General features: G+C 73.2%; 27 protein-coding genes. 7 read left to right on the top strand and 20 right to left on the bottom strand.

The window, feature by feature from the left end:
* Positions 1 to 111 precede the first annotated feature (111 nt).
* Genes HHX41_RS00515 through HHX41_RS00505 form a run of 3 tightly spaced genes read left to right on the top strand, consistent with a single transcriptional unit; the run spans position 112 to position 3,365 of the window.
* A complete protein-coding gene (locus HHX41_RS00515) occupies positions 112 to 2,031 on the top strand; it encodes an endonuclease/exonuclease/phosphatase family protein (RefSeq protein WP_182904381.1) in 1,920 nt (639 codons plus the stop codon).
* 49 nt (positions 2,032 to 2,080) lie between these two features.
* Positions 2,081 to 2,545, top strand: coding sequence for an Rrf2 family transcriptional regulator (locus HHX41_RS00510; RefSeq protein ID WP_169979343.1), 465 nt, complete (start codon positions 2,081 to 2,083; stop codon positions 2,543 to 2,545).
* A gap of 34 nt (positions 2,546 to 2,579) precedes the next feature.
* Positions 2,580 to 3,365, top strand: a complete 786-nt coding sequence (locus tag HHX41_RS00505) for an Fpg/Nei family DNA glycosylase (RefSeq protein WP_182904380.1) — start codon at positions 2,580 to 2,582, stop codon at positions 3,363 to 3,365.
* A gap of 471 nt (positions 3,366 to 3,836) precedes the next feature.
* On the opposite strand, the gene HHX41_RS00500 is transcribed toward HHX41_RS00505, so the two are convergent.
* The 6 genes from HHX41_RS00500 to HHX41_RS00475 form a co-directional block, all read right to left on the bottom strand.
* Positions 3,837 to 4,193 (bottom strand): helix-turn-helix domain-containing protein, encoded by a 357-nt coding sequence (locus tag HHX41_RS00500; RefSeq protein ID WP_139576123.1) that lies wholly within the window; start codon positions 4,191 to 4,193, stop codon positions 3,837 to 3,839.
* A gap of 253 nt (positions 4,194 to 4,446) precedes the next feature.
* Positions 4,447 to 4,941, bottom strand: coding sequence for a CinA family protein (locus tag HHX41_RS00495; RefSeq protein WP_182904379.1), 495 nt, complete (start codon positions 4,939 to 4,941; stop codon positions 4,447 to 4,449).
* The gene (gene pgsA, locus HHX41_RS00490) at positions 4,941 to 5,777 is read right to left on the bottom strand and encodes a CDP-diacylglycerol--glycerol-3-phosphate 3-phosphatidyltransferase (protein ID WP_211591462.1); all 837 of its coding nucleotides are present in this window, start codon (positions 5,775 to 5,777) and stop codon (positions 4,941 to 4,943) included. Before pgsA ends, HHX41_RS00495 begins: the two co-directional genes overlap by 1 nt.
* Positions 5,774 to 7,186, bottom strand: coding sequence for a 30S ribosomal protein S12 methylthiotransferase RimO (rimO, locus tag HHX41_RS00485; protein WP_169979348.1), 1,413 nt, complete (start codon positions 7,184 to 7,186; stop codon positions 5,774 to 5,776). The genes pgsA and rimO overlap by 4 nt, the downstream gene beginning before the upstream one ends.
* Positions 7,187 to 7,216: 30 nt before the next feature.
* Entirely contained in the window at positions 7,217 to 7,936 is a 720-nt protein-coding gene (locus tag HHX41_RS00480; RefSeq protein WP_182904378.1) for a helix-turn-helix domain-containing protein, read from the bottom strand.
* Between the two features lie 134 nt (positions 7,937 to 8,070).
* Positions 8,071 to 8,325 carry a hypothetical protein gene (locus HHX41_RS00475; protein WP_182904377.1) on the bottom strand — a complete coding sequence of 85 codons (255 nt, stop codon included), beginning with the start codon at positions 8,323 to 8,325 and terminating at the stop codon, positions 8,071 to 8,073.
* A 35-nt stretch (positions 8,326 to 8,360) separates the two neighbouring features.
* Between HHX41_RS00475 and HHX41_RS00470 the strand changes: the two genes are divergently transcribed.
* The gene (locus HHX41_RS00470) at positions 8,361 to 8,549 is read left to right on the top strand and encodes a hypothetical protein (RefSeq protein WP_182904376.1); all 189 of its coding nucleotides are present in this window, start codon (positions 8,361 to 8,363) and stop codon (positions 8,547 to 8,549) included.
* 15 nt (positions 8,550 to 8,564) lie between these two features.
* Here the strand turns inward: HHX41_RS00470 and HHX41_RS00465 are convergent, their stop codons facing one another.
* From HHX41_RS00465 to HHX41_RS00445, 5 genes are all read right to left on the bottom strand, one after another.
* Positions 8,565 to 11,108: a DNA translocase FtsK gene (locus HHX41_RS00465; RefSeq protein WP_182904375.1), complete on the bottom strand. Its 2,544-nt coding sequence runs from the start codon at positions 11,106 to 11,108 to the stop codon at positions 8,565 to 8,567.
* A gap of 60 nt (positions 11,109 to 11,168) precedes the next feature.
* A complete protein-coding gene (locus HHX41_RS00460; RefSeq protein WP_169979353.1) occupies positions 11,169 to 11,891 on the bottom strand; it encodes an alpha/beta fold hydrolase in 723 nt (240 codons plus the stop codon).
* A 100-nt stretch (positions 11,892 to 11,991) separates the two neighbouring features.
* Positions 11,992 to 12,753 (bottom strand): 4'-phosphopantetheinyl transferase superfamily protein, encoded by a 762-nt coding sequence (locus HHX41_RS00455; protein ID WP_169979355.1) that lies wholly within the window; start codon positions 12,751 to 12,753, stop codon positions 11,992 to 11,994.
* 24 nt (positions 12,754 to 12,777) lie between these two features.
* Positions 12,778 to 13,041, bottom strand: coding sequence for a hypothetical protein (locus tag HHX41_RS00450; RefSeq protein ID WP_169979814.1), 264 nt, complete (start codon positions 13,039 to 13,041; stop codon positions 12,778 to 12,780).
* Positions 13,042 to 13,393: 352 nt separating this feature from the next.
* A complete protein-coding gene (locus HHX41_RS00445) occupies positions 13,394 to 15,010 on the bottom strand; it encodes an acyl-CoA carboxylase subunit beta (RefSeq protein WP_169979357.1) in 1,617 nt (538 codons plus the stop codon).
* Between the two features lie 241 nt (positions 15,011 to 15,251).
* Here HHX41_RS00445 and HHX41_RS00440 point away from each other — a divergent pair, with 241 nt between their 5' ends.
* Complete coding sequence (locus HHX41_RS00440; RefSeq protein ID WP_182904374.1) at positions 15,252 to 15,482, top strand: hypothetical protein; 231 nt, start codon at positions 15,252 to 15,254, stop codon at positions 15,480 to 15,482.
* A 33-nt stretch (positions 15,483 to 15,515) separates the two neighbouring features.
* On the opposite strand, the gene HHX41_RS00435 is transcribed toward HHX41_RS00440, so the two are convergent.
* The 7 genes from HHX41_RS00435 to HHX41_RS00405 form a co-directional block, all read right to left on the bottom strand.
* Positions 15,516 to 16,502: a helix-turn-helix transcriptional regulator gene (locus tag HHX41_RS00435; RefSeq protein ID WP_182904373.1), complete on the bottom strand. Its 987-nt coding sequence runs from the start codon at positions 16,500 to 16,502 to the stop codon at positions 15,516 to 15,518.
* 61 nt (positions 16,503 to 16,563) lie between these two features.
* Positions 16,564 to 17,652 (bottom strand): hypothetical protein, encoded by a 1,089-nt coding sequence (locus tag HHX41_RS00430; RefSeq protein ID WP_182904372.1) that lies wholly within the window; start codon positions 17,650 to 17,652, stop codon positions 16,564 to 16,566.
* Between the two features lie 25 nt (positions 17,653 to 17,677).
* The gene (locus tag HHX41_RS00425) at positions 17,678 to 18,481 is read right to left on the bottom strand and encodes a TIGR03084 family metal-binding protein (RefSeq protein WP_182904371.1); all 804 of its coding nucleotides are present in this window, start codon (positions 18,479 to 18,481) and stop codon (positions 17,678 to 17,680) included.
* Positions 18,478 to 19,569, bottom strand: a complete 1,092-nt coding sequence (locus HHX41_RS41545; RefSeq protein WP_182904370.1) for a carboxymuconolactone decarboxylase family protein — start codon at positions 19,567 to 19,569, stop codon at positions 18,478 to 18,480. The genes HHX41_RS00425 and HHX41_RS41545 overlap by 4 nt, the downstream gene beginning before the upstream one ends.
* A 12-nt stretch (positions 19,570 to 19,581) precedes the next feature.
* On the bottom strand, positions 19,582 to 21,243 hold the full coding sequence (locus HHX41_RS00415; protein ID WP_182904369.1) for an FAD-dependent oxidoreductase: 1,662 nt from the start codon (positions 21,241 to 21,243) through the stop codon (positions 19,582 to 19,584).
* Positions 21,240 to 21,809, bottom strand: coding sequence for a DUF5987 family protein (locus HHX41_RS00410; protein WP_182904368.1), 570 nt, complete (start codon positions 21,807 to 21,809; stop codon positions 21,240 to 21,242). The genes HHX41_RS00415 and HHX41_RS00410 overlap by 4 nt, the downstream gene beginning before the upstream one ends.
* Before the next feature lie 38 nt (positions 21,810 to 21,847).
* On the bottom strand, positions 21,848 to 22,411 hold the full coding sequence (locus tag HHX41_RS00405) for a SigE family RNA polymerase sigma factor (RefSeq protein WP_182904367.1): 564 nt from the start codon (positions 22,409 to 22,411) through the stop codon (positions 21,848 to 21,850).
* Between the two features lie 207 nt (positions 22,412 to 22,618).
* Between HHX41_RS00405 and HHX41_RS00400 the strand changes: the two genes are divergently transcribed.
* Together HHX41_RS00400 and HHX41_RS00395 are read left to right on the top strand one after the other, a co-directional pair.
* Positions 22,619 to 23,464 (top strand): metallophosphoesterase, encoded by an 846-nt coding sequence (locus HHX41_RS00400; protein WP_182904366.1) that lies wholly within the window; start codon positions 22,619 to 22,621, stop codon positions 23,462 to 23,464.
* 285 nt (positions 23,465 to 23,749) lie between these two features.
* Positions 23,750 to 24,520 carry an AraC family transcriptional regulator gene (locus tag HHX41_RS00395; protein ID WP_169979375.1) on the top strand — a complete coding sequence of 257 codons (771 nt, stop codon included), beginning with the start codon at positions 23,750 to 23,752 and terminating at the stop codon, positions 24,518 to 24,520.
* A 108-nt stretch (positions 24,521 to 24,628) separates the two neighbouring features.
* Here HHX41_RS00395 and HHX41_RS00390 read toward each other — a convergent pair whose 3' ends face one another.
* Both HHX41_RS00390 and HHX41_RS00385 read right to left on the bottom strand, forming a co-directional pair.
* Positions 24,629 to 26,011: a cytochrome P450 gene (locus HHX41_RS00390; protein WP_310741687.1), complete on the bottom strand. Its 1,383-nt coding sequence runs from the start codon at positions 26,009 to 26,011 to the stop codon at positions 24,629 to 24,631.
* Positions 26,008 to 26,523 carry a flavin reductase family protein gene (locus HHX41_RS00385; RefSeq protein WP_169979818.1) on the bottom strand — a complete coding sequence of 172 codons (516 nt, stop codon included), beginning with the start codon at positions 26,521 to 26,523 and terminating at the stop codon, positions 26,008 to 26,010. The genes HHX41_RS00390 and HHX41_RS00385 overlap by 4 nt, the downstream gene beginning before the upstream one ends.
* Positions 26,524 to 26,543 lie beyond the last annotated feature (20 nt).

Raw genomic sequence — 26,543 nt, 5'->3', positions numbered from 1 at the left:
TTCCAGCAAGCTTAGCGAGCCGAAGAGCACGGGGAACGACCCAGGTCGAACGTATTGGTAACGCTCCCACTGTTCATGAGGATGCCTCATATGAGGCCCGGAGGGAGCGCCATGACCGAGACGGCCCCGCAGACACACGCCACACAGCGCCGGAGACTCCCCGATCCTCCGTGGGCGCCGGTGGTCATGCTCGTGACGGGCGTCGTGCTGCTGTTCGACGTGGTGCGGGTGTTCCTGCCGTCCCTCATCACCCTGTACGGCAGGGCGGGCGAGACCGACCCCGCGAGCATGGGGGCGTACGCCGCGCTGTGGTTCGTCCTGCCGTTCGCCGCCGTCCCCGCGGCGCGGCTCGCGTCGCCCCGGCTGGTCGGCGCGGCGGGCGCGGTGGCGCTCGCCGCGGCCCGGCTCGGTCTGCAGGCCGCCGACGGGGGGACGCCCCAGCTCCTGCTCGCCTCCGCCGGGGTAACGGCGGGCCTGGTCTTCCTGTACGGCTGCGCACGGACGACGGCGGGCACGTGGGTGCCGGCCGGGCTGACCGGCGGCCTGGCCGGCGCGTCGATCGTCCATCTGGCCCTCGACCGGATGGACCTCGTCTGGCGGGACGGGCCGCTGCCCTGGCTCGCCGTCGCCGCGCTCTGCGTCGCCTTCCTGTGGTCCGTACGGCTCTCGCCCACATCGCCCGCCCCCGCACCGGCGGCCGTGTGGTTCGCCTTCGGCCCGATGCTCCTGCTCGCGGGCATGTACTGCGGCGGCCCGGCCATGCTCGCGCAGGACACCGGGCAGCACAGCGCGCCCTTCACCGCCCTGGCCGTCGCGCTCCAGGTCGCGGCGCTGTGCGCGGCCGTCGTGTACACCTGGACGACGTCGTGGGGCTGGACGGCGGGGCTCTTCCTGGTCGCCGGGGTGGCTGCGGCGGAGGCCGGCGTGCAGGGCCTGCCGGCCCTCGTGACGACGGTCGCCCTCGGAGCCTGCGCCGGCGCCGCCGGACTGCGGGCGGCCGACACGGAGAGCGCGGGCCGGCGCGGGGGCGTCGCCGTGCTGGGCGGGATGCTCGTGTTCCTGGTCGCGGCGTTCCTCTACTACGCGGCCTTCGACACCGACCTGGGGTTCCCCAACGCGCTGGTCCCGGTGGCGGCTGCCGCCCTGGTCGCCGCCGTCGCCTTCCGGCGGAGCCTGCGGCACCGGACCACCCCGGTACGGCGGGCACCGCGCCGATGGGGCTCGATGGCGCTGTCGATCGCGCTGCTGACCGGCCTCGTCACGTGGCAGCGGCTCCCCGCCGAGCGGCCGATCGGCGGGAACGAGTTCACGCTCGTGGCGTACAACATCCGGATGGGGTTCGGGCTCGGCGGCCGGCTCGACCTCGACCGGATCGCCGCGTGGGCCGCGACGCGGCGTCCCGACGTGGTGCTGCTCAGCGAGGTGGACCGGGGCTGGCTGCTGAACGGCGGGCACGACGACCTGGCGAGGGTCGCCCGCGGCCTCGGCATGCGCTACTACTTCGCCCCCGCCGCGGACCGCCTCTGGGGCGATGCGCTGCTCACCAATCTGCCCGTCGCCGAGATCGGCTCCACCCGGCTGAACCGGCACGGCTATCCGACCGGCGCCCAGGCCCAGTCGATCGTGCTGGAGGTCGGCGACCACGAGGTGGGGATCGTCAACACCCATCTGCAGGAACCGCATGGGCAGGCGCCCGAGGTCGCGGCGATCGCCCGGCGGCTCGCGGCGGCCGCCCTCCCGCCCGGCGTCGGCGTGGCCGATCCGCGGCCCGTGATCGTGGCGGGCGACCTCAACACGACGCCGTCCGACCCCCAGATGCGCGTGCTGGAGGCCGCGGGCCTGTCCGACCCGCTGCGGGCCTTCGGCGATCCGCCGACCTCGCCCGCCGAGGCTCCCGTGCGGCGCATCGACCACGTCCTGATCTCGGCGGGGATCACGGCGGTGGCCGCGGACGCGCCCCGCGTGCCGTTCTCCGACCACCTCCCCGTCGTCGTACGACTGCGCCTGGATCAGGCCCGGCCGGGGCCTTGATGGTGGGTGGGCGTCCTACCGAGGTCAACCAGGCGGGATAATCGACTACATGCGACTTTCTGCCCGTGTCGACTACGCCCTCCGTGCCGCCGCCGAACTCGCCGCGGCGGGTGAGGGCCCCACCACGGTGGGCGAGCTGGCCAAGGAGCAGGAGATGCCCCCCAAATACCTGGAGAACATCCTGCTGCAGATGCGGCGCGCCGGGCTGGTGCGCGGTCAGCGGGGCCCAGAGGGGGGCTATGTCCTGGCACGGCCGGCCAGTCAGATCTCGCTCGCCGACGTGATCCGCGCGGTGGACGGGCCGCTGGCCAACGTGCGGGGCGAGCGGCCCGAGCACGTCGGCTACCAGGGCGCCGCCCAGGCGCTGCAGCAGGTGTGGATCGCGCTGCGGGCGAGTGAGCGGGCCATCCTCGAAGAGGTCAACCTGGAGCAGATCGCCAAGGGCGAGCTGCCGCCGCGGGTGACCGAGCTCGCCGCCGACCCGGCGGCGTGGGACTCGCACATGCCCGTGTGAGCCGCCCGTCCCCGATCCTCACGGGAGGAGAGCCGTGCCGGAGGGTGACGCCGTCTACCGGACCGCCAAGCGGCTCAGGCAGGCCCTCGACGGCCGGAGGCTGACCCGCAGCGACTTCCGGGTGCCCCGGTACGCCACCGCCGACCTGCGCGGCCGGACCGTGATGACGACGATCTCGCGCGGCAAGCACCTCCTGACCCGGGTGGAGGGCGGGCTCACGGTCCACACCCACCTGCGCATGGAGGGAAGCTGGCGGGTGGGCCCGGCGGGCCGCGCGGCGCCCGGGGGCGACGTGGTCCGGCTGATCCTCGCCAACGCCGAGTGGCAGGCGGTCGGCACGCGGCTGGGGATGGTCGATCTCGTGCCCACCGACCGTGAGGAGCGGGTCGTGGGGCACCTCGGCCCGGACCTGCTCGGTCCGGACTGGGACGCGGCCCTGGCCGTACGGAACCTGCTGCGCGCCCCGGAGCGGACGATCGGGGAGGCGCTGCTCGACCAGCGCGACCTGGCGGGCATCGGGACGATCTGGCGGGCCGAGACGCTGTACGCCGCGCGGGTGTCGCCGTGGCGTCCGGTGGGGTCGATCCCGCCGGACGAACTGGAGGCGCTGGTCTCGATCGCCCACCGTCTGATGGACGCGAGCAAGGACGCGCCGCTTCCGGTGACGACGGGCGACCCGCGCCCGGGGCGGTCGCTGCTCGTGTACGGCAGGGCGCGCCGCCCGTGCCGCCGCTGCGGCGCCCCGATCGGCCGCGGGGAGATGGGACCTCAGCCGTCCGAGCGGCTGATCTACTGGTGCCCCGCCTGCCAGCGGGACTGACCGGCCCCACGGTCCGCCCGCCGCGGTGGCAGGTCAGGTCGCGCGAGCGGGGGTGGAGGCGGAGGCCCCGGACGGGCGTCGGCCGGCGAGCACACGCGTTGGGGCCGCTCGGACCGGGACGGAGGCGGGGCCGCGGTGAAAGGAATCACGGCGCGGACCGCGAACACCGGGAACGCGAACACTGTGACCACGAACACTGGGACCACGAGCCGGGACCGCGGGCGTGGAGACACCGGGCGTGGAGACACCGGGCGGGACGGACGCGACCAGCGGGAAACAATGAGAAAGAGAACGGGAAAGGGCCTGCGAGGGCCAGGCGCCCGCCCGTGGGATCGGGACAGAGCACCCGGGTCCGGGTCGATCCGGACTGCGAGCGCGGGCCACACCTGACCATCAGCCGCCGTGGGCGGACCGGCCAGGCGAAGTCGCGGGGACGCCTCCGCCGGGGGGGCGGGGCGGGAAACACGCCGCCTAGGCGGCGACCATGTCCTTGACCTCGGGGAAGCCCTCGAACTCCGGCCCCGCGGGCACGGTCTCGGGGATGGGCAGGCGCTCGTGCTCGGGCACTTCGGCAAGCACGGGGGCGGCCTGCAGTTCGGCCAGCGCGAACTGGTCGGACACCTCACGCAACACCTGGGACAGCGGGACCCCGAGCGCGCCGCAGATCGAGGCGAGCAACTCGGAGGAGGCCTCCTTCTGACCGCGCTCGACCTCGGACAGATAGCCGAGTGAGACACGCGCCAACGTAGAGACCTCGCGAAGGGTGCGATTCTGCCGCACCCTCAGCCGCCGCAGCACGTCACCGAGCAGCTGACGCAGCAGGATCATCTGTCGCTCCCTCCCCAGGGGGGGCGCCTTCACGACGCCTCGCGCGGTGGGCTCATGCCGCCCCTTCTTCATCTGCCCTTCGTACATACGCCTCGCCGTCATCATCGGTTCGCTCGGCCCCTTCGCCGGGCGTGTGCCTGTCTTGCTCCTCGCCGATGGCTCACGGACCTCACTCACAGCTCCACCGTACCTGTAGAGGGCGACACCGCGGCAGACCGAGGCGAGCATGTTCGCTGGGGACGTAACGCGGTAATCACCCTGAATGTTCCCCCAGATTTGCCTTCAGCACACCTTCCAGCAGCTTCAACGCCTCCTGACACGTGGTGTTTCTGATCGAGTCCCTGTCTCCGGTCAAACGCAGGTCTCGATGCCAGACGCGCTCGCCCGGTCCCGACAGCGCGATGTGGACCGTGCCGACCGGCTTGCCGTCCTGCGGGTCGGGGCCCGCGACCCCGGTCACCGCCAGGCCGTAGTCGGCGTCCGTGAGTTTCCGCACTCCGGCGGCCATGGCCGCGGCCACGGCGGGATGCACCGCCCCCTCCCTGTCGAGGAGGCCGGAGGGGACGTCGAGGAGGCTCGCCTTCAGGTCCGTCGCGTAGGCGATCACCCCGCCCCGGAACGCGACCGAGGCCCCCATCGGGCCGGTCATCGTGGCCCCGATCAGGCCGCCCGTGAGCGACTCCGCCACGGCGGCCGTCGCGCCCTGCCGTACCAGCAGGGACAGCACCTCGCTCGCCAGGCCCATCATCAGGTCCGCGCGCTCCTCGCCACCTGCCGCAGCCGCACCGCCCGCACCACATAGTCGGCTCCGGTCCCCACCGTGACCAGCAGGGCGAGACCCATCGCCGCCCACCTGACCAGGTCGGGCACGCCCGGCACGATGTACAGGGCGATGGCCGCGATCTGCAACACGGTCTTCACCTTGCCCCCGTAACTGGCCGGGATAACCCCGTGCCGGATCACGAGGAAGCGCAGCAGCGTCACCCCCGCCTCGCGGGCGATGATCACCAGGGTGACCCACCACGGGATCTCGCCGAGGTACGAAAGGCTGAGCAGCGCGGCGCCGATGAGCGCCTTGTCCGCGATCGGGTCGGCGATCTTCCCGAAGTCCGTGATCAGCGCGTACTTCCTGGCGAGCCAGCCGTCGAGCTGGTCGGTGAGGGACGCGAGCAGGAAGACGCCGAGGGCCGCCAGGCGCCAGGCCTCCCCCTCGACGAACAGGAAGACGGTGAAGACGGGGACGATCGCCAGCCGGGCGATGGTCAGGGCGTTCGCGATGTTCCAGGTGCTGACTCGGCGCACCGGGCCCTCTCCGGCGACTCCCGCGGACGGCGGCTCCGGCGCGGTGAGGCCATCGGCCCGCGGGCCTCCCGCCTGCTCCCCCGTGCCCTCCGGGCGGCCGGCGGGCACGGCGTCAGGCTCCTGGGGAAGGCCGGACCCCGCCTGCGGGGCGGGCGCCGGGGTCGCCACCGGCGCGGCGGCGGGCAGGGCGGCGGGCACGGCGGCGACCGGCGGCGCCGCGGGCTCAGGTGTCACCTCTCCCGGCCCCGCCACGTCCACCGGCGGCTCACCGCGCTCCGTCATGTGCCTGCCTTGATCCGGGCGATGAGGTCGACCCCCTCGGAGTCGACGGCGACCGCCTGGACGATCTGGCCGGGGACCAGGCCGATGCCCTGGACCGTGACCGCCCCGTCCACCTCGGGCCCCTGGTGCGCCGCACGGCCCTCGTAGCCGCCGTCGCCGAGGTCCTCCTCGATCAGGACCTCCAGCTCGGTGCCTATGCGCTCCTCGGCCCGCTGGGCGGTCAGCTCCTCGGCGAGCTCGGTCAGCGTCGCGACCCGCTCGTCGACCACGTCCTGGTCGAGCTTGCCCTCGAAGCCGTACGCCTCGGTGCCCTCCTCGTCGGAGTAGCCGAAGACGCCGATGACGTCCAGCCTGGCCTCCTCGAGGAAGCTCACCAGCTCGTCGAACTCCTCCTGCGTCTCCCCCGGGAACCCCACGATGAAGTTGGACCTGACGCCCGCCTCGGGCGCGCGGTCGCGGATCTGCGCGAGCAGGTCGAGGAACCTCCTGGGGTCGCCGAAGCGCCGCATCCGCCGCAGCAGGGTCCCGCTCGCGTGCTGGAAGGACAGGTCGAAGTAGGGCACGACCCCCTCGGTGGAGGCGATCACGTCGAGCAACCCGGGCCGCAGCTCGGCGGGCTGCAGGTAGCTGACGCGGACCCGCTCGATGCCCTCGGTCGCGGCCAGCGGGGGCAGCAGCTTCTCCAGGGCGCGCAGATCGCCCAGGTCCTTGCCGTACGACGTGGAGTTCTCGCTGACCAGCACGAGCTCCTTGACGCCCTGTCCGGCCAGCCAGGCGGCCTCGGCCAGCAGGTCCTCCGGGCGGCGCGAGACGTACGAGCCGCGGAAGGCCGGGATCGCGCAGAACGTGCAGCGCCGGTCGCAGCCCGACGCGAGCTTGAGAGAGGCGACCGGGCCGCCGGTGAGCCGCTTACGCAGCGTGCGCGGGCCGCTGGCGGGGGCCACGCCCGCGGGGAGCGCGTCGTCCTGGCCGTGGCCGGGAATGTGCGCCCGGGCGGCCGAGCGCTCCACCGGCGTGATCGGCAGGAGCGTGCGGCGGTCCCGGGGCGAGTGCGGGACCAGCGGCCTGCCCGCGAGCACGTCGTCGAGACGCTCCCCGATCTCCGCGTAGTCGTCGAAGGAGATCACGGTCGCCTCGGGCAGGGCGTCGGCGAGCTGCGCGCCGTATCGCTCGGCCATGCAGCCCGCCGCCACCACCTTCGCGCCCGAGTCGGCCGCGGCGAGCAGGGTGTCGATCGAGTCCTTCTTCGCCGAATCGATGAAGCCGCACGTGTTGACGACGACGACGTCGGGATCGTCGTCGCCGGTGTGCCAGCCGGCGGCCTCCAGGCGCGCGGCCAGCTCCTCGGAGTCGACCTCGTTGCGGGCGCAGCCCAGCGTGATCAGCGATACGGTTCGGCGAGAAGACATGATGCGAACTACGGTATCGGCAGTCGGCGATTAACGGGGACTCGGGCCGCCCGCCTCGAAGGTGCGGCGGATCATCTGGCCGTCCCTGCCCGGGGTTCCCAGGTCCCTTCCGTTGACCTCCAGGCGGACCGCCCCCGCGTCACCGATGAACATCCGCACCTTGTCCTTGGCCGAATAGGCCGTGGTCTTCCCCTCCGGCAGCGTCCCCCGGAAGATCTCCTTGCCCTTGGCGTCCTTCACGTCGACGTAGGCCGGTTTGCGCGTGGTGACCTTCACGACCACGCGGCCGGGCCCGAAGGCCTCCTCGAGGCTCTTCCTGTCGTGGCCCTTCGCCTGCCTCTCGTGCGCGTGCGGCGCGGTCACCGGAAGCTGGGCGGCCGTCGGGCCCGCCTTCTCGCCGGAGCCTCCGAGCATCCGCGCGACGACGACGACCACGACGATGGCCAGGGCGACCGCGGCGGCCTTCGTCCAGCCGGGGGCCCGGCGGGCCCGCTCGCCCACGTCGCCCCTGAACACGGCCGACGCCCTGACCGGCGACGCGCCGTCGGCGTTCTCCTGCTCGTACTGCCGCAGGACCTCGTCCGGGTCCAGGCCGAGATCGGAGGCGATGGTCCGGATGTGCCCGCGCGCGTAGAAGTCACCCACCGAGAAGTCGTCCTGCTCGAAGCGTTCGATGACGGTCTCGCGGATCCGCGTGCGCTCGCCGAGCTGACGCACGGTCAGCCCGGCGCGCTCACGGGCTTCGGCCAAAACAGCACCTACGCTCATCGTTCCGCCCCCCTGTCTCCAAGCGCACCGTCGTCCAGCTCGCCCCACGATGCGTAGTTAGTCACATTCAATCAGTAACTGACTACGGAGGGTACCCATGGGTGGACCCTGAGCAACTACCCTGTCACCTCCATAGCGGTTTCAGGGGCGGGACGGGACACGACGATCTCCAGACGGGAGATCCGCTCCGCGTCGTCGAGGTCGAAGCGATAGTCGAGGTCCACGGGACTGCCCGGGAACGTGCCCTCGAGCCTGCACGTCACGACCGTACGACCGGCCACGGTCTTGTCCACGGTGGTGTGCACGGTGGTGTCCACGCTGTTGTCCACGGTGCGCGCGGACAGCGGTGTCGTACGTCGCGCTCGCGGCATGGCGGAACGCGCGACTGGCCCCGGAAGAGCGGTCGATGATCCTCGTGGACGCGCGGACCGGCCGGGAGGTCGAGCCCGTGGTCGTCGACGCCCACATGGGCGAGCGCGTCGACGGTCCCGGCCATTTCTTCGCCGCCGGGCCCGCCGCCGGGCCGATCATTGGGCAGCGGTACGAGGGCGTGGCGCGCCTGCCTGCCCCCGCGCCGGCGGCCGGATCGGCCTGACGACGGGCGGCGGCCCTACGACTCCCCGCGCAGATCGGCGAGCAGGCCGGGCAGCTCGTCGGGCTTGACCAGCACCTCCCTGGCCTTGGACCCCTCGCTCGGACCGACCACGTTGCGGCTCTCCAGCAGGTCCATCAGGCGGCCGGCCTTGGCGAAGCCGACCCGCAGCTTGCGCTGGAGCATGGACGTGGAGCCGAACTGGGTCGACACGATCAGCTCGGCCGCCTGGACCAGCAGGTCGAGGTCGTCGCCGATCTCCTCGTCGATCTCCCGCTTCGCGGTGGCGGGCGCGGCGACGTCCTCCCGGTACTCGGCCTGCATCTGGGCCTTGCAGTGGCCGACGACCTCCGCGATCTCCTTCTCGGAGATGAAGGCGTTCTGCAGCCGCATCGGCTTGCTCGCGCCCATCGGCAGGAACAGCGCGTCGCCCTGCCCGACGAGCTTCTCGGCTCCGGGCTGGTCGAGGATGACCCGCGAGTCGGCGAGCGAGGAGGTCGCGAACGCCAGCCGCGAGGGCACGTTCGCCTTGATCAGGCCGGTGACGACGTCCACGGACGGCCGCTGGGTGGCGATGACCAGGTGGATGCCGGCGGCCCGGGCGAGCTGTGTGATGCGGACGATCGAGTCCTCCACGTCGCGCGGCGCGACCATCATCAGGTCGGCCAGCTCGTCCACGATCACCAGCAGGTAGGGGTACGGCTGGTAGACGCGCTCGCTGCCCGGCGGCGGCACCAGCTTGCCCGCGCGCACGGCCTTGTTGAAGTCGTCGACGTGCCGGAAGCCGCTGGCCGCGAGGTCGTCGTACCTCCGGTCCATCTCGCCCACCACCCATTCGAGGGCCTCGGCGGCCTTCTTCGGGTTGGTGATGATGGGCGTGATGAGGTGGGGGATGCCCTCGTACGCGCTGAGCTCCACCCGTTTGGGGTCGACCAGCACCATGCGGACCTCGTCGGGCGTGGCCCGCAGCAGGATCGAGGAGATCAGCCCGTTGATGCACGTCGACTTGCCCGCGCCGGTGGCGCCCGCGATGAGGATGTGCGGCATCTTGGCCAGGTTGGCCACGATGGTGCGGCCCTCGACGTCCTTGCCGAGCCCGACGATCATCGGGTGGTGGTCGGCCTGGGCCACCTGCGAGCGCAGCACGTCGCCGAGCGACACGAGGTCCTTGTCGACGTTGGGGATCTCCACGCCGATCGCCGATTTGCCGGGGATCGGGGACAGGATCCGCACGTCCGCCGACTTGACGGCGTAGGCGATGTTCTTGGTGAGCGCGGTGACCTTCTCGACCTTGACGGCCGGGCCCAGCTCGATCTCGTACCGGGTCACCGTCGGGCCCCGGGTGAACCCGACGACCTGCGCGTCGATGGCGAACTGCTCCAGCACGCTGGTAAGCGCGTTCACGACCGTCCGGTTGGCCTTGGTCTCCTGCTTCGGCGCGCTGCCCGGCCGCAACATCGCAACGTCCGGCAGCGTGTACGGCCCCTCCTGGCTGGACAGGACGAGCTGCTCCACCTTGCGCGGCGCGGGCGTCGGCAGCGGAGGCTGCGGCGCCGTCTTGGGGAGCCGCATCTCCGGCTCGGTCGGCTCGGCCGACTCCACTGCCTCGTCCACCAGACCGGGGACGATCTCCGGCGCGTGGTCCTTCTCCGACAGCACGGGCGTGTCGTACGGCTTGACGCCGTCGCCGCCCTCGGCGGCGTCGCGCCCGCCGCCCTGCTGCTTGCGCGTGCGCTTCCTGGACGGCGCCGGGCTCTTGCGGGGCTCCCCGGTCTCGTCCGGCCGCTGGAAGAGCATGTGCTGGATCTCGGCGAGGCGCTCGGGGATGCGGTGGACCGGCGTCGCGGTGATCACCAGCAGGCCGAAGCCGGACAGCATCAGCAGCAGCGGGATCGTGATGAACGCCGGCAGGATGCTCGACGGCGGAGCCGACACGATGAAACCGATCATGCCGCCCGCCGCCGACACGTTGTCCATGCCGTCGTCGGGCCCGCCCGAGGGGTACGGCGTGCCGTGGGCGACGTGCACGATTCCGAGGATCCCGGCCAGCAGCGCCGTCCAGCCGATGCCCATCCTGCCGGTCTCGGCGTTCTGGTCGGGGTGGCGCAGCAGCCGCCAGGCGAGCAGCGCGAGCAGCACGGGCACCCCCCAGGCGAGCGCCCCCACCGTCCCGCGCACCACGGCGTCGACGAACGCGGCGAAACCCGTCTTGGTGTCCCTCCAGGTCAGGGCGGCGAGCACGATGGCGCCCGCGAGCACCGACAGGCCCTGCCCGTCGCGGCGGTGCACGGGATCGAGGTCGCGGGCGCCCTGGCCGAGCCCCCGCGCCGCCTTGCCCACGCCGTTCGCCACCAGCATCCACATGCTGATGAAGATCTTGCCGATGATGAGGAAGAACCAGCTGACCGGATCCTGGCCGGTCGCGACCGGCCGCTTGGGCGCGGGCCTGGGCGCCGCCCTGCCTCGGGAACCCGCCGGGGATCGCTTAGGGGAAGCCGTACGGGATCCGGAGCGCGACGCGGGGCGCTTGCCGGACCCCTGTCCGGACGTACGGGTGGCCATGATGCCGAAGTTACCCCGGATGCGGGCGATTACCGGGGCGGCGCGCCGGGCCGCCCCCTACTAGGCGCGCCCGGCGATCCGGTGCAGGAGCAGGGCGAGCCGCCCGGGCGCCGAGATCATGGGCCAGTGCCCGGTCGGCAACGTGTGGAAGCGCCAGTTCGGGGCGGCGCGCAGGGCGTCGACGTCGGCGGCGACGCGTCCGCCGAAGTGTTCCATGGAGCAGACGACGTACGTGGCGCGCTGCTGCGTCAGGGGGCGGGTCAGGACGGCGGGCTCGGCGATGGTGCGGCCGGGATGGCCGACGAGGCGCTCGGCCAGCCACCGCGCCTGCCGCCGGGTCAGGCCCTGCCCCTCGCCCACGACGGCGGCGTCGGGCGCGGGCCAGCGGCCGCCGTTGTCCTCGATGAGCCGCAGCTCCGCGGCGTGCTGGCGCTCGGGGAACGCGTGCAGCATCGACTTGCCGTCGTGCGGCAGGAACGCCTCGACGAACACGGTGTGCGCCACCCGGTCGGCCGCGCGGTCGGCGACCTGGCCGGCCACGATGCCGGAGTAGCTGTGCGCCACGAGGACGACGTCGCGCAGGTCCTCCTCCTCCAGCAGCGACAGCACGGTGCCGACGTGCGTCTCCAGGCCGACGCCCGCGACGTCCCCGTCGGGATCGGCCAGGCCGGGGAGCGTGATCGCGCGGGCGGCATGACCGTAGCCGCGCAGGCGCCGCGCCACCGGCCCCCACGCCCAGGCGCCCATCCAGGGGCCCGGGATCAGGATGAAGCCCTTGTTCACGAGAATCAGCCTTCTTCTGGTCGGCCCGGTGCGGATTCACGCGGCGAGCTGGTCTTCACCCGCCATTGAGCGGCCTCGCACCGGGCGTCGTCAACGCCGCTCACGCGGCCTGGCGTGCCGTCTCGAAGCCGGCGCGCCGGCGCAGGAGCGCGGCGTCCGCCTCGCGGACCGTGATGCCGTGGTCGCCGCCGAGCACCGCGACGACGGCGACGTACCCGGGGCCGGGGTCGAGGGGGTGGATCCGCACCGCTGCGGGCGGCACGTCCAGCGGCCAGCTCAGCAGCGCGGGGCTCTCCCCCGGGCCGGTCACCTCGACCCGGTCCGGGGAGATTCGCAGACCGTGCCCGGTGGCCTTGAGCGCGGCCTCCTTGCGCACCCAGATCCGGGCGAAGCCTTCGTACCGCGCGTGCTCGGGAAGGGCCACGAGGGCGCGGCGCTCGGTCTCGGTCAGCGCGCAGCGCGCGAGGTCGTCCACCGGCGTCGCTGGCACCGCCTCCACGTCGACGCCCAGCGGCCCCACGGCCGTCAGCGCCACCGCGACCCGGTCACCCGAATGGGAGATGGAGACGTGCAGGGTCTCCCCCTCCGTCAGGATGCGGGGCTTGCCGTGGTACCTGTCGCAGTCGGGGCACGTCCGGTCCACCACCACGTCCGCGGGACGGACGCCCAGCCGCTCGGCCGCGGCCTCCCGCAGCAGGCGCGCCCCGGTCAGGAAGCGGCGGCGGTCGGGCTCGCGGCGGAAGCGGGCCGCACGGCGCAACTCGTTCGCGCTGAGGTCCCGCACCAGGGTGTCGATCGTTTCCAGCCGCGGGTCCGCCCACCACACATGGCACTCACCCGCCGCCACAACCGAGGCGATCATCGGTTCGTCTCCTTCGTTAGCGTCCTACTGCCGGGGACCCTCCAGGGGACGGCAGGCGACCAGTTCGAGGTGGCTGACCTCGGGGCTGGTGAGGATCCTCGCCACCTCGGCGCGGACTCCTCCCGCCGTCGTCCCTTCCGCGCGGATTCTGATGACGATGTCGCCGGCGACCTGTTCGAGGTGCTTGTGCCAGCTCCCGGGGAGAAGCGCGAGCACCCGGATCCCGTCCACCGGCGAGCCCGGAGCCGCCTGCCCGTCCGTCCGGCGCATCGTCAGCTGAACCAGCATGGCCTCGGCTCCCTCTCCGGCCGCCGGCCTGGCGGCCTCGCGCGCCGCGGCGGCCGGGCCCCGCACGCGGCTCCTCCGGGGAGGCGGGCGCCCGCGGGCCACCGCCTCCGTCCGCTGCCTGTTGTCGTCACACCTTCAATGTGCGGCCGTGGGGGGCGTGGAACCAGGGCTTGCCCAGGCAGCAAGCTGCAGCGGGGTTACCGCATCCTGCCAGCGGAGGCGTCCGGGCACGCGAACGCCCGCCGCCGCCACAGACGGGCGGGGCGGGCGCGAGGCTGGGCGGACGCGAGGGGTAGGGGCAGGCGCGAGGCTGAGGCGGGCGTGGGGATGGGCAGTCGCGAGGGTGGGACGCTTACAGGGGCACGTTCCCGTGCTTGCGCTGCGCCCCCGGCTTGCGCTTGTCGCGCAGCATGGCGAGGCCGCGGGCGACGGCGGAGCGCGTCTGCACCGGGTCGATCACGTCGTCGACCAGGCCGCGCTCGGCTGCGTACTGCGGGTGGACCAGCTCACCGGCGTACCGGGCGAGCAGCTCCGCGCGCAGGCCCGCGGGGTCGGCCGCGGCGGCGAGCTCACGGCGGAAGACGACGTTGACCGCGCCCTCGGCGCCCATCACCGCGATCTCGTTGGTCGGCCACGCAAGCGACAGGTCCGCGCCGATCGACCGGGAGTCCATCACGATGTAGGCCCCGCCGTACGCCTTGCGGAGGATGACCTGGATGCGGGGCACGGTCGCCTCGCAGTACGCGTAGAGCAGTTTGGCGCCGTGCCGGATGATGCCGGCGTACTCCTGGTCGGTGCCGGGGAGGAAGCCCGGCACGTCGACGAGGGTCACCAGCGGGATGTTGAAGGCGTCGCAGAACCGCACGAACCTGGCCGCCTTCTGCGCCGCGTCGGCGTCCAGCACGCCCGCGAGCACCAGGGGCTGGTTCCCGACCACTCCGACCACCGCGCCGTCGACGCGGGCCAGCGCGCAGATCACGTTGCGCGCCCAGCCCTCGTGCAGTTCGAGGAAGTCGCCGTCGTCGACCAGCTCCGCGATCACCTCGCGCATGTCGTACGGCTTGCTGGGCTCGGCCGGAACGATCTCCGCCAGGCGCGGGCGCGTGTCGCGGGACGCGTCGCACGGCGGCGCCGCGGGCGGCGGTTCGAGGTTGTTGCCCGGCAGCATCGAGAGGAGGTAGCGCACCTCCGCCAGGCAGGCCTCCTCGTCGTCGTGCACGAACGCCGCCACGCCCGAGCGGGTGCCGTGGACCTGGGCGCCGCCCAGCTCGGCGTGGGTGACCCGCTGGCCGGTCACCGCCTCGACGACGTCCGGCCCGGTCAGGTAGAGCTGCGAGGTGCCCTGCACCATGAAGGTGAAGTCGGCCAGCGCGGCGGAGTAGGCCGCGCCTCCGGCGCAGGGCCCGAGCACGACGCTGATCTGCGGGATCACGCCGGACGCCTGGACGTTGCGCCGGAAGATGCCGCCGTAGCCGTTGAGGGACATCACCCCCTCCTGGATCCGCGCGCCGCCGCTGTCGTTCAGGCCGATGAACGGCGAGCCGGTGGACATGGCGAGGTCCATCACTTTGTGGATCTTCTCGGCGTGCGCCTCCCCCAGGGAGCCGCCGAAGACCGTGAAGTCCTGGGCGTAGACGAACACCCGCCGGCCGTGGACGGTGCCGGAGCCGGCGACGACGCCGTCGGTGTGCGGGCGCCGCCCGTCCATGCCCAGCCCCTGCGCCCGGTGCCGCCGGTAGATGTCGATCTCCACGAACGAGCCCTCGTCGAGCAGCAGGTCCAGCCGCTCGCGGGCGGTCCGCTTGCCCAGCGCGTGCTGCCGGGCCACGCCGTCGGGACGGCCGGCGACGGTCCGGGCGCGCAGCCGCGCCAGCTCCTCGCGCAGCGCGCCCATCGAACGGGCCGGCCGCTCCGGGGGCGTCCGCGGCGGCAGGTCCGCCGGTGCGACGTCGAGTTCCGAGATGCTCATCAGCGTTCCTTCCCCCGCGGTGCGCGTTGTGCGCGCGCCGGCGTTCCGGGTCACGTGGCCTCAGTCAAAATCTCGCGGGCCCGCGCTGTCACCTCCTCCTTTGCCATGCGGCGCCGGGATGGCAGGAAGCGGTAACGCCGGTGCAGCTTGCTGCACGCCGGACGCCTGGTTCCGGGTCCTGTGGCGCCGCACAGTAGGTAGTGCGAGAACAACCCCTCCGGCAGCGAGAGAAGGCACCGAGATGAAGACCCTGGTCTCCTCCCCCACCGCTTCGTGGAGCACCCTCAAGTGGGCCATCGCCCTGGCGTCCGGCGCCCTCGCGTGCGGGCTCGCGGCGGGCACGGCCGGCATGGCGAGCACGGCGGGAGGCGCAGGCGTCGCGGACGACGGGCCGCGGATCACCGTGCTCGCCGACGGCAACGACGGGAACACCTGGGGCAGCCCGGTGCAGTACGGCAACACGTGGGGGTGAGCGCCGCGCCCCCGCGTGGGCCCCGCACCGAGCTCAGATCCAGTTCTCCTCCTTGGCCCGCAGGGCCGCCTGGAACCGGTTGACGGCGCCGAGCCTGGCCATCAGATCGGCCACGTAGCGCCGGTAGGTCCGCACCGAGACGTCCAGCTCCCTGGCCGCGATCTCGTCCTTGTCCGCCGTGGCCATCACCGCGAGCACCCGCTGCTCCATCTCCGACAGCGCGGGCTCCATGGTCGTGGGCTCCATGATGTCGCGGAAGTCGGTGGCCGACTTCCACACCCCGTCGAAGTAGATGACGAGCTGGGAGACCAGCCCGGGCTCCCTGACCAGCAACGCGCCCTTCGCGCTCTCCTTGGGGTCGATGGGCACGACGGCGGCGCTCCGGTCGTAGATGAGCATGCGGTCCATCGGCTGATCGGTGACGCGCACCTCGGCGCCGAGGCTGACCAGCTCGCGCAGGTAGGACACCATGAACGGGTCGTCGAGCGCGGCCGGGTGGTAGACGCCCTTGATCGCCAGGCCCCGGCGCAGCGAGCGGGTGTCCAGCGGCAGCGCCGACTCGATCATCACCCGGCTGAACGGGCCGCCCGGATGCAGGCAGAGCGTCTCCTTGTAGGAGAAGAAGGCGAGGTCGTCGATGCGCTGGCGAACCCGCTCGACGCCTTCCACCCGTTCGATGTCGAGGACCGTCGCCGCGCGGTCGCCCTCGTGCTTGTCCTCCATGAAGACGGCGATCGCGTCGCGCGCCGCCAGGACCCGCCGGATCTCGGCGTTGAGCTCGTTGAGGCGCTTTTCCACCAGCCGCTCGATGCCGATGCGCGGCTCCGTCGCCACGACCCTGTGCCGGTCGGCGATGTCGAGCAGGGACAGCCGGCTGAGCGTCTCCACGGCAGCCTCGACGGTGTCCGCGGACAGGCCCAGCGCCTCCGGCACCGAACCGACTCCCTCGCCCTTGCACCGGAGGAAATACCGGTAGATCTCGGCCGCCTCGGGTGAGATGCCGATCACGGAGACGTCCACGGCTCACCTCCCGCGTCTTCGTGGTGCGATCCGCGCGACGGGGTGTGCGACGGGGCGGGGACTAGCGAACCGGACACGGCACCTCGATCCCCGGCCGCTCTCGCCGGTAGCAGGAGGCGCCCGGGCAGACCACCTTGACGGCCTCGCGGGACTCCCCCGCCTCGACGAGGATCGGCTCGTGCCCGAACCGGCGGTAGGCGACGCCCGCCCAGCCGGACGGGACGGGCCCGGCGGGCTCGTCGACGATCCCGGGATCGGCGTCGACGGCCGTGCGCTCCAGGTCCGCCGGGTGACCGTCCTCGTGGCGCCACGCGACGAGGCGGCTCGGCGCGCCCAGGTCCGGGACGGCCTGCCCCGGCTGCGCCCCGGCCGCGACCGCGAGCAGGAAAGCCTCGCGCACCGCCGCACCGAGCGTGCGCCCGCAGGCGGCGGCCGTGGTCGTGGCCGCGCCGCGCACGCGTACGAGCACGGTCCTGACCTCGCCGGCCGGCAGCACGTACGCCGAGATCGACAGGCCGAGCCCGGAGGCCGCCTCCGCGACCCCGGGTGGCAGCAGTCCGCCGAGGTACGGCGTGATCCGCAGCGGCGGGCGGCGGGACGCGGCCCGCCACCGGAGGACCGCGTCGTGGGCGAGCACGTCGGCGACGCCGGCGGGGGCGCAGTCGTCCACCACGCCGATCGCGGTGGGCTCGACCGGGCCACCGTGCTCCCGCAGCCACACGACCTCGCCCGGCAGCCGGTAACCGGCACCGGTCAGCAGCCCCCTGCCCGCGACGAGCGGGCCGCCGCTCCCGGTGGGGTGCGGCACGGTGGCGTGCGGCACGGCGGCGTGCGGCGCGGCGGCGTGCGGCGCGATGAGCTGCGGCGCGATGGGGTGCGGCACGAAATCGGACAGGCGCAGTGCCCTGCCGCCCCCGCCGGGCGTCGCCCGCGGTGCGGGTCCTTCACGCAGCAGGCCCAGGGCCCGGGCGCGGGCCCGTGCCCTGGACAGTGCCGCCTCGGCGGAGAAACCGGCGGCGACCACCGGAGGATCGGCCGCCGACGCCCGCGCGTACGCGAGGTGGACCGTGCCGTCCAGGCAGCCGGCCACCTCTCCCGCCGTCCCCGGCGTCTCCCCCGCCGTCCGGAAGCCCGCGGGTGTGGGCCTCATCGGTTCCTCCTTACTCCGCCTCCCGCTACACGCGCGCGGGAGCGAACTGGCCCGGCCTGCGGCCCTGTCCGGCCGGGCCGCGGTAGGCCTGGGCGATGTCCAGCCAGCGGTCGGCCTCGGCGCCGACGGCCGTGACCGCGAGGTCGTCCCGGTGCCGGCGCCGGGTCACCAGCAGGCAGAAGTCGGCGGCGGGGCCGGAGACCCGCTGCTCGGCGTCCTCGGGCCCGTACGCCCACACCTGGCCGGAGGGCGCGGTGATCTCGAAGCGGAACTGCTCGGCCGGCGGCGTGAGGCCGCGCGACAGGTAGCCGAAGTCGCGGGTGAGCACGGCGAACACGACGAGGTGGCCCAGGCGGTCGGTGCGCTCGAGTTCCACTCCCAGCGTGTCGGCGATGTCCTGCCCGTGGGCGAACTGCTCCATGATCCCGGCGCACGCGAGCACGACCGGCGGCAGCGGGTTGACCAGCCAGGGCACGGTCGCGTCCGCGGGCACGGCGGGTAGGGCCTCGACCACCTCCGCGCGTACCGACCGCCACTTGGCGAGCAGTTCGGCCGGCGTGTCGTTCTCGAACATCTTGAGCGCGGCGTTCACCGCCGCGTCGAAGTTCCCCTTGGCCGGGGCGGTCATCGCCTCGAACGCCGCGGGGTCGCTCGCCGCCGTCGCGGCCAGCCGGAAGACGAAGGTGAGGTGGGCGATCTGGTCCCTGACCGTCCATCCGGGCGCGGGGGTGGGCAGGTTCCACTGGTCCGGGTCGAGGCCGGCCACGATGCGGTCGAGCTGCTCGCCCTCCGCGGTGAGGTCCCTGAGCACGGTCTCCAGCTGGGTCATCGGGCAGTCCTCTCACTAGAAGTCGTCGCGGTGTCACGGTCACCAACATGCGGGCGGGCCTCGTGGGCCCAGGCGCCGGCGCGGCGCGCGGCGGACATGGCGGCCCACGCCGTCAGTTCGACGAGCGTCCGGTCGTCCGGCTCCGCGCGCCTGAATTCGTCCACGACCCCCTCGTCCACCTGGTAGGAGGCGAGGGCGGTGAGCAGCGCCAGGCGTCCGGCCGGTCGGTGCCGGTCGGGCAGGACGGACACGGCGCCGGCGACCCACGCGCGGCCCAGGCCGGGAGGCTCGCCGTTCCAGCCGTCGAGCACGTCCGTGACCAGGTCGCGCACCGGTTCCGGCACCGAGCGGCGCCCGGCCACCTCCACGGCCGCCGCAGCCCGGGCGAATGCCCCGGCGACGTGCGGAACGTCCCGCGCCCAGGACAGGTCGGGCGGCAGCGGCGCGTCCGGCAGCAGGCTCAGCGAGTCGCCCGGGGTCGCCGCCCTGCTCGCCGCCGGGGCAATGAGCAGCCCGAACAGCCGCATGAGTCCCTTGCGGGCCCGTACGGGCACTCCGGGGGGCAGCGGGGAGTCGCCGAGGAAGACGTTGACCATCCGGTTCAGGTACTGGAACGTCACGGCCACCGCGATCAGCTCGGCGGCCTGGTCCGGCGGCACCGGGAGGGCGTGCGAGGCGGCCTCCCCGCGCCGCGCGGCCGCCCGCGCCCACTCCTCGATCCGCGAGGTCCGGGGGTCGGCGGCCGCGCCGCCACGTCTGACGAGGGCGTCCAGCGTGGCCCGGTGCACGTCCACGCAGTACGGGCAGGAGTTGCCCCGCGAGACGGCCGTCGCGACGGCCTCCTTGACCTGCCGGGCGACCGCGCCCCGCGCGAGCAGCGACTCACGCAGCGCCAGCCAGCACGCGGCCAGGACGGGCGGGGCGGGCGAGTGCAGGATCACGGGCGGCGCCAGCATGCCGAAGTCCCGCTCGACCTGCGCGTACACCCGGCGGACGAGGTCCGGCGCCGCGTTCGGGCGCACCGGGGCGACGTGGCGGACCTGCGCCAGCGTGCCCGGCAGCGTGGCGCGGGCGAGGACGGCCCCCATCTCGGCTCCCCCTTACCTTCTCGTCAGGCTCGGCAGCAGGTCGGCGACCCCGCGGCGGCCGCTGGTCCCGCCGTCGGGGGCCGGCGCGCCGTAGGTGACGTCCACGCCCCGGTCCTGCGCGGCCCGGACGATGCCCGGGATCGCGCGCTCGGCGAGCGCCGCGATGGTCATGGCCGGGTTGACGGTCAGCGCGCCCGGCACGGCGGAGCCGTCGGTGACGAAGATGCCCGGGTGCCCGCGCAGCTCGTTCCGGTCGTCGAGGGCGGAGGTCGCGGGGTCGTCGCCGATGCGGCAGGACGACAGCGGGTGCACGGTGTACGCGCCGATCACTTCGTTGGTCCAGGCGGTGACGGTGGCCAGGCCGTCGCGCTCCAGGATCTCCTTGACCTCGGCGTCCGCCATGGCCCAGGCGCGCAGCGTGGTCTCCGCGGGGTCGTACTTGAGGCGCCCGACGCCGAGCATCTGCTGGGACACCCGGTCGGCGTTGCCCTTGGCCGGCGGCGGGCCGAAGACGCCCTCGTTGGCGTCCTCGATCATCTGGAAGATGATCAGCCAGGACTGCCAGCGCCGCAGCATCTCCTTCTTCTTCACGCCGAACCAGGTCGACTCACCCGGGGCGGCGTCGGCGACCTGCGCGAGGATGGTGCCGAGGCCGGGCGGGAAGTAGAGCTGCTCCAGCGAGTAGCGGGTGAACTCGGGCAGCGAGCCGTCGAGCCGGTCCCAGTTCGCCACGGTCGGGCCCTTGCCGATCTGGTTGGCCGCGTACGCGAGGCCGTCGCCCCGGGACAGGCCGAGCACGTCGCGCACCCGGTCCTCGTTGAGCACCGCGGTGTTGAGCCGCTCGCCGTTGCCGGAGAAGTAGCGGCCCACCGCGTGCGGCATGGCGCCGAGCGTCGCCTCGCTGCGCTGCAGGATGACGGGCGTGGCGCCGGCTCCCGCCGCCAGCACGATGATCTTGGCGTCGATCGCCCCGCCGTCGTAGCGGATCCGGTAGTCCTCCTCGTCGATGAGGTCGTAGTGCACGCGGTAGGAGCCGTCGTGGTTGCGCTCGATCCGCTGCACCTCGTGCAGCGGGCGGATCTGCGCGCCGTGGGCGAGCGCCGCCGGCAGGTAGTTGGTCAGCAGCGAGCGCTTCGCGTCGAAGCGGCACCCGGCCATCATCCAGTTGCAGTTGACGCACTTGGCGTTGTCGATCGCCACCGGCACCGGGTTGGCGGTGCGGCCGGAGTGGTCACAGGCGGCGGCCCACAGCCCGCCCGCGTAGGTGACGTCGTTCCAGTCCTGGGTGGTGACGGGGATGGACTCCGCCACCCGGTCGTACCAGGGGTCGAGGGTGTCGCGGCTGACGGAGGCCGGCCACATCCGGCGGCCGATGGTTCCGTGGCGCTCGAAGACGAAGCGCGGCGCGCGGGGCATGGCGGCGAAGTAGACGACGCTTCCGCCGCCCACGCAGTTGCCGCCGAGCACGCTCATGCCGTCGCCGACGACGAAGTCGAAGGCCCGCGTGTAGGACGAGCCGAGCTTGAAGTCGTGCTCGAAGTCCTGCGCGCCCAGCCACGGCCCCCGTTCGAGCACGACGACGCGCGCCCCGCCCGCGGCCAGGTGGTAGGCCGCGATGGCGCCGCCGAAGCCGCTGCCGACCACGAGGACGTCGGTGCGTTCAGTGCTGGTCATGCGGGGCTCCCTGAGGGGGTCGTGTCCGGGTGCAGGCGGGCCAGGGGCCTGCCGTAGGAGTGGGCGGGGAACCGCCACAGTCCGTCGTCGCCGGGACGGGCGATGCCCATCGCGAGCAGCCCGGGATGCCCGGCGGCGATCGCCTCGGCCGTGCTCGTGTGCGCCGCGGAGTCGTAGGCCATGTTGCTGAACAGCGCGAGCAGGACCCAGAACGCCTTCTCCGGGTGGTCGGGCGCGGTCAGCCGGCGCACCAGGGCGGTCCGGTGCTCGAAGGTGAGGGCGACGAACGGCGGCAACGAGTCGTCCAGCGTGAGCCCGTGCTCCGCCGCGTAGTCGCGGGCGTGGTCGCCGAGCAGGCGGGCGTAGTCGTCCAGGCCCTCCGTGACGCCGGTCGCGTTCCATTCGAGCAGCTCGATGGCGCCGGCCTGCACCGCCCCGGCGCCCTCGGCCGCGCCGGCCACGGCCAGGTCGCCGGGGTACCTCTTCTCACCGGGGACGATCGTGTCCGCGAAGGCTTCCAGTGTCGTCGTCCTGGGATTGTCGTCTGCTGGGGCTCGCGGCGGCATGGGCGTTCCCTCGTGTCTCAGTTCGACTCAGGTCACCTTCATCGTCCGGGCACCGCCGCGCGCGTCGCATCTTCCGCGTTGCGCCGCGCCTCTCCGGCCGTGCCGTCCGAGGCGGCCGTCAGTGCCGTACGCAGGGTGGCCAGCGCGCGGACCGTCTGGCTGCGGACCGTGGAGCCCTCGCTGCCCATCGCCGACGCCGTCTCCTCGACGCTGCGGTCCTCCCAGTAGCGCAGGACGACGGCGGCCCGCTGCCGGGGGCCGAGACCGGCGAGCGCGTTCATCAGCAGGATGCGGTCGACCACGAGCGTGTAGGGGTCGGCCAGGGGTTCGGGCTCGGGCGGCAGCTCGTGCAGGACCTCCCGCGACCACCGGTGCGACCTGCGGTCGCTGTAGACCAGCCGGATCATGATCGCCCGCGCGTAGCCGGAGAGCCTGTCGTGCCGCTCCAGCCTGTCCCAGTGGCGGTGGAGGGCGATCAGGGTCCGCTGGACGAGGTCCTCGGCCTCGTGCCAGTCCGACGTGAGCAGGAAGGCCGTGCGCCGCAGCGCCGGCCAGGCATGTCTCGCGTAGCGCGAGAACCCGTCGTCGCGAGCCTCGGCCATCCGCCCCCACTCCCCAACAGGGCCGCGTCCCCTGCCCGCGGGCTGAGAAGCGCTCTCCCGCGGCCTGGGCCAACGGAGCCAGAATTGGCCGCCCCAACCTGGCGTCACAACCCCTATCCGGACCCCCTGTCCCCTATCCGGAAATCTGGGGTCCCATAACCGCCGCGAGCGATTCCCGCGCCCGCCGGATCCCTTTACGATTTCGTCGTGACCGGCCGGCGGACGAAAAATGGAAGACTGCTCGCGATAAGCGACCTCCATGTCGCCCACCCGGAAAACCGGGCGCTCGTGGAATCGCTGCGTCCCGGCGCGCCGGGCGACTGGCTGATTGTCGCCGGCGACGTCGGCGAGCGGATTTCCGACGTCGAATGGGCGCTCGCCACGCTGCGGGACCGTTTCGCGGCGGTTGTGTGGACGCCCGGCAACCACGAACTGTGGACCACGCCCGGCGACCCCGAGCCCCTGCGGGGCGAGGAGCGCTACCGCCGGCTCGTCCAGGTCTGCCGCCGGATCGGGGTGCTCACTCCCGAGGACCCCTACCCGGTGTGGACCGGGGAGGGCGGCCCGGCGACCGTGGTCCCCCTGTTCCTGCTGTACGACTACAGCTTCCGCGACCCGCACACCACCAAGGAGGAGTCGCTCGCCCAGGCGTACCGGCTGGGCGTCGTCTGCACCGACGAGATCCTGCTCGACCCCCACCCGTACCCCAGCCGGGAGGCGTGGTGCCGGGCGCGGCTGCGGGAGACCGAGTCGCGGCTCGACGCGCGCGACCCCGACCTGCCGACCGTCCTGGTCAACCACTTCCCGCTGCTCCGCGAGCCCACCCGAGTGCTGCGGCACCAGGTGTTCGCCCAGTGGTGCGGCACCGAGCACACGGCCGACTGGCACCTGCGCTACCACGCGTCCGCCGTGGTGTACGGCCACCTGCACGTGCCGCGGACGACATGGCACGACGGCGTGCGGTTCGAGGAGGTGTCGCTCGGCTACCCGCGCGAGCGACGCCACCACGCCGGGCCGCCGGCGCCGCGGCAGATCCTCCCCGCCGCGGCGTAGCACGGGCACACCGCCGGCGTGCCGCGCGGCGACCACGGAAAGCGACCGGACGACCACCCGAACACAATTCTCAAATTAATTCCCGTTTCCATGCAGCGCCGGACCCCTCCGGCCGCATGTAAAAGAACGAAAGACCGGAACGAGGCGGCCGGAAATCGGAGGGCGCCGCCGTGAATTCCGGGCGACGAGCATTCCACGAAATCCGCGGGCGGCACCATTCGCGCGCGGACCCGCCGATCCGATTCAGGATCGCTCACCAGACGCCTCCGGACACCGGGAGGAGTAATGGACGAAGTAATCGAGCGAGCCGCGCTGAGGGTGATCGAGAACATGCACGAGAACCTCGGCGAACCGATCACCATCGACGACATGGCCCGGGTGGCCATGTTCAGCAAGTTCCACTTCTCGCGGGTCTTCCAGCGGGTCACCGGACTGTCCCCGGGACGTTTCCTGTCCGCCGTACGGCTCCGCGAGGCCAAGAGGCTGCTCGCCTCGACCGTGATGAGCGTGACGAACATCAGCCACCAGGTGGGCTATTCGAGCGTCGGCACCTTCAGCTCGCGGTTCACCAGCAGCGTGGGCCTGTCCCCGAGCAGGTACCGCGTGCTCGGAAGCGTGACGCCGCAGCTGCTCGCGGCCGGGCCTGGCGCCACCCCCTCCGGCGCCACGGCGACGATCGCGGGCGAGATCTCCTCGCCGCTGCCGGACCGGCCGGTCTTCGCCGGGTTGTTCCCCGAGCGGATCCTCGGCGGACGCCCGGTCTGCTACACCCTGCTCGACCGGCCCGGGCCGTACGTGCTGGAGAACGTGCCGCCGGGGCGGTGGCACCTGATCGCGCAGTCGGCCGCCGAGGGGCACGAGGACGCCTTCGGCACCCCCGGCGGCGAGGACGAGGCGCAGTGCATCTCGTGCAGCGGGCCGATCACCGTGCGGCCCGGCGCGGGAGCACAGGTCGCCGACGTCCGGCTCCGGCCGATGCGCCCGCTCGACCCGCCGGTCCTGCTGGCCCTGCGCGACCTGTTGTCGCCGGTCGGCGCCGCCAGGCAGGCCTGCTGAACGGCCGGCCCGCATCCGCGCGGCTCCCACGCGGCTCCTCACGCGAAGACGGCCGGGCGTCACCGCCCGGCCGCTCGCTTTCAACCCGATTCCCCCGCGCGCTGCTCCCTACGCGCGATGGACGGTCATCGGCAGGCCGCCGCGGACCCGCAGCGACAGCATCGCCTCGGGAACCACGGGACGGCCGGGCACATGGGCCAGCCGCAGCTCGCGGGAGACCATCGCGAGGACGAACGTCGCCTCCATCATGCCCAGGTGGTTGCCGACGCAGAACCGCGGCCCGGCACCGAAGGGGATGTAGGCGTACCGCGGCCGGCCGTGCGCGCGGTCCGGGTCGAACCGCTCGGGATCGAACCGCTCGGGGTCGGTCCAGTACGCGGGGTGCCGGTGCAGCGTGTACGGGCTGATCATGACGTCCGCCCCGGCCGGCACGTGGTAGCCGCCGACCTCGTCGTCCCGCTGGGCCACCCGGGTCAGCGCCCACACGGGCGGGTAGAGACGCATCACCTCCTCGATCACCATGGCGGTGTACCTGAGCCGGTGCAGGTCGTCGTACACCGGGGGCCGGTCGCCGAGGACCTCCACGGCCTCGGCGCGCAGCCGCTCGCGCACCTCCGGATGCCGGTCCAGCAGGTGGAAGGCCCACGACAGCGTGCTCGCCGTCGTCTCGTGCCCGGCCAGCAGCAGGGTGACCAGGTCCTCGCGCATCCGCCGCCGCGCGGGCCGGGGATCGACGCCCGCGGGCGAGGCGAGCAGCCGGGTCACGACGTCGTCCCCGCCGTCCGGATGGCCTGCCACCAGGCGGTCGGCGACCCGGTACAGGTCCCGGCGGGCGCGGCGGAAGCGCAGGTGCCCGGGCAGCGGCAGCCACAGCGGCACCATGCTCAGCGACACCATCTCGAACATCGCCTGGTCCTGCATGTTCTCGAAGGCGTGCCCGATCGAGTGGAACCGGTCGAGGTCGGCGCCGAGCAGGGTGCGGCCGAGCACGCCGAGGGCGAGCCGCGTCATCTCCCCCGCCAGGTCGACCGGCGGCCCGCCCACCCGCGCCCGCAGCCGCTCCACCAGGCGCGCCGCCTCGCCGGCGATCACGGCGTCCTGGTGAGCGATCCGCTTGTTCTGGAACATCGGCTGGACCGTCCTGCGCTGGGCGCGCCAGACCTCGCCCTCGCTGGTGAGCAGCCCGTCCCCGATGACCCGCTTCGCCTCGGCGAGGCCGATCCCCTTGTGGTACGCCGCGCTGTTGTCGGCCAGCACGTGCTTGGCGTGGTCCGGGTGGTTGAACAGGTAGATGCTCTTGGGCCCGATGGTCAGCCGTACGGCGTCGCCGTACGCCGCGGTGGCCGAGGTGAGCAGCCCCAGCCGGTCGCGGACGAGCTGGAGGAACAGCCGCGGCGTGGCCGTCACCGGGGGGCCGGGCGGCGCCACCTGGGCGCCGCCCTTGCGGGTCCGGGGCGGGGCGAGGACGGCGCGGCGGCTCGTCGCGCTCACGCCGGCACCCCCGGCCGGTCGGTGAGCTCCTGGAACCGGCCGCGGTAGACCAGCAGGCCCTCCCGGTCGGTCTGCTGCTCCATGGACAGCACCTTGCCGAGGAAGATCGTGTGGTCGCCGCCGTCGTAGGTGCGCCACAGCTCGCACTCGAACCTGGCGACCGTCCCGGCGATCAGCGGGACCCCGGTCAGGTCGCCGGGCAGCCACTCGACCTCCTCGAACTGGGCGGCGCCCAGCGCGCGGTAGCGGTTGGCGAAGTGCCTCGCCTCGCTCTCCTGGTGGGCCGCGAGGACCGAGACCCCGAAGAAGCCCGTCATGCTGAGGCACTGGTGCATGACGGCGGCCCGGTCGATGCAGACCAGCACGAGCGGCGGGTCGAGCGAGACGGAGGCGAAGGAGTTGGCGGTCATGGCGTGCGGGACGGACCCGCCCGTCGTCACCACGGTCACACCGGTGGCGAAGGCGCCGAACGCCCGCCGCAGCGCCTTGGCGTCGTTCACCTGGCCGTCCATCTGCAGGGATGATGCCGTTG

It is taken from the genome of Microbispora sp. H13382 (assembly GCF_014161445.1).
In the GTDB taxonomy this organism is placed as follows: Bacteria; Actinomycetota; Actinomycetes; order Streptosporangiales; family Streptosporangiaceae; genus Microbispora.
This window is presented reverse-complemented; position numbering and strand designations above follow the sequence as displayed.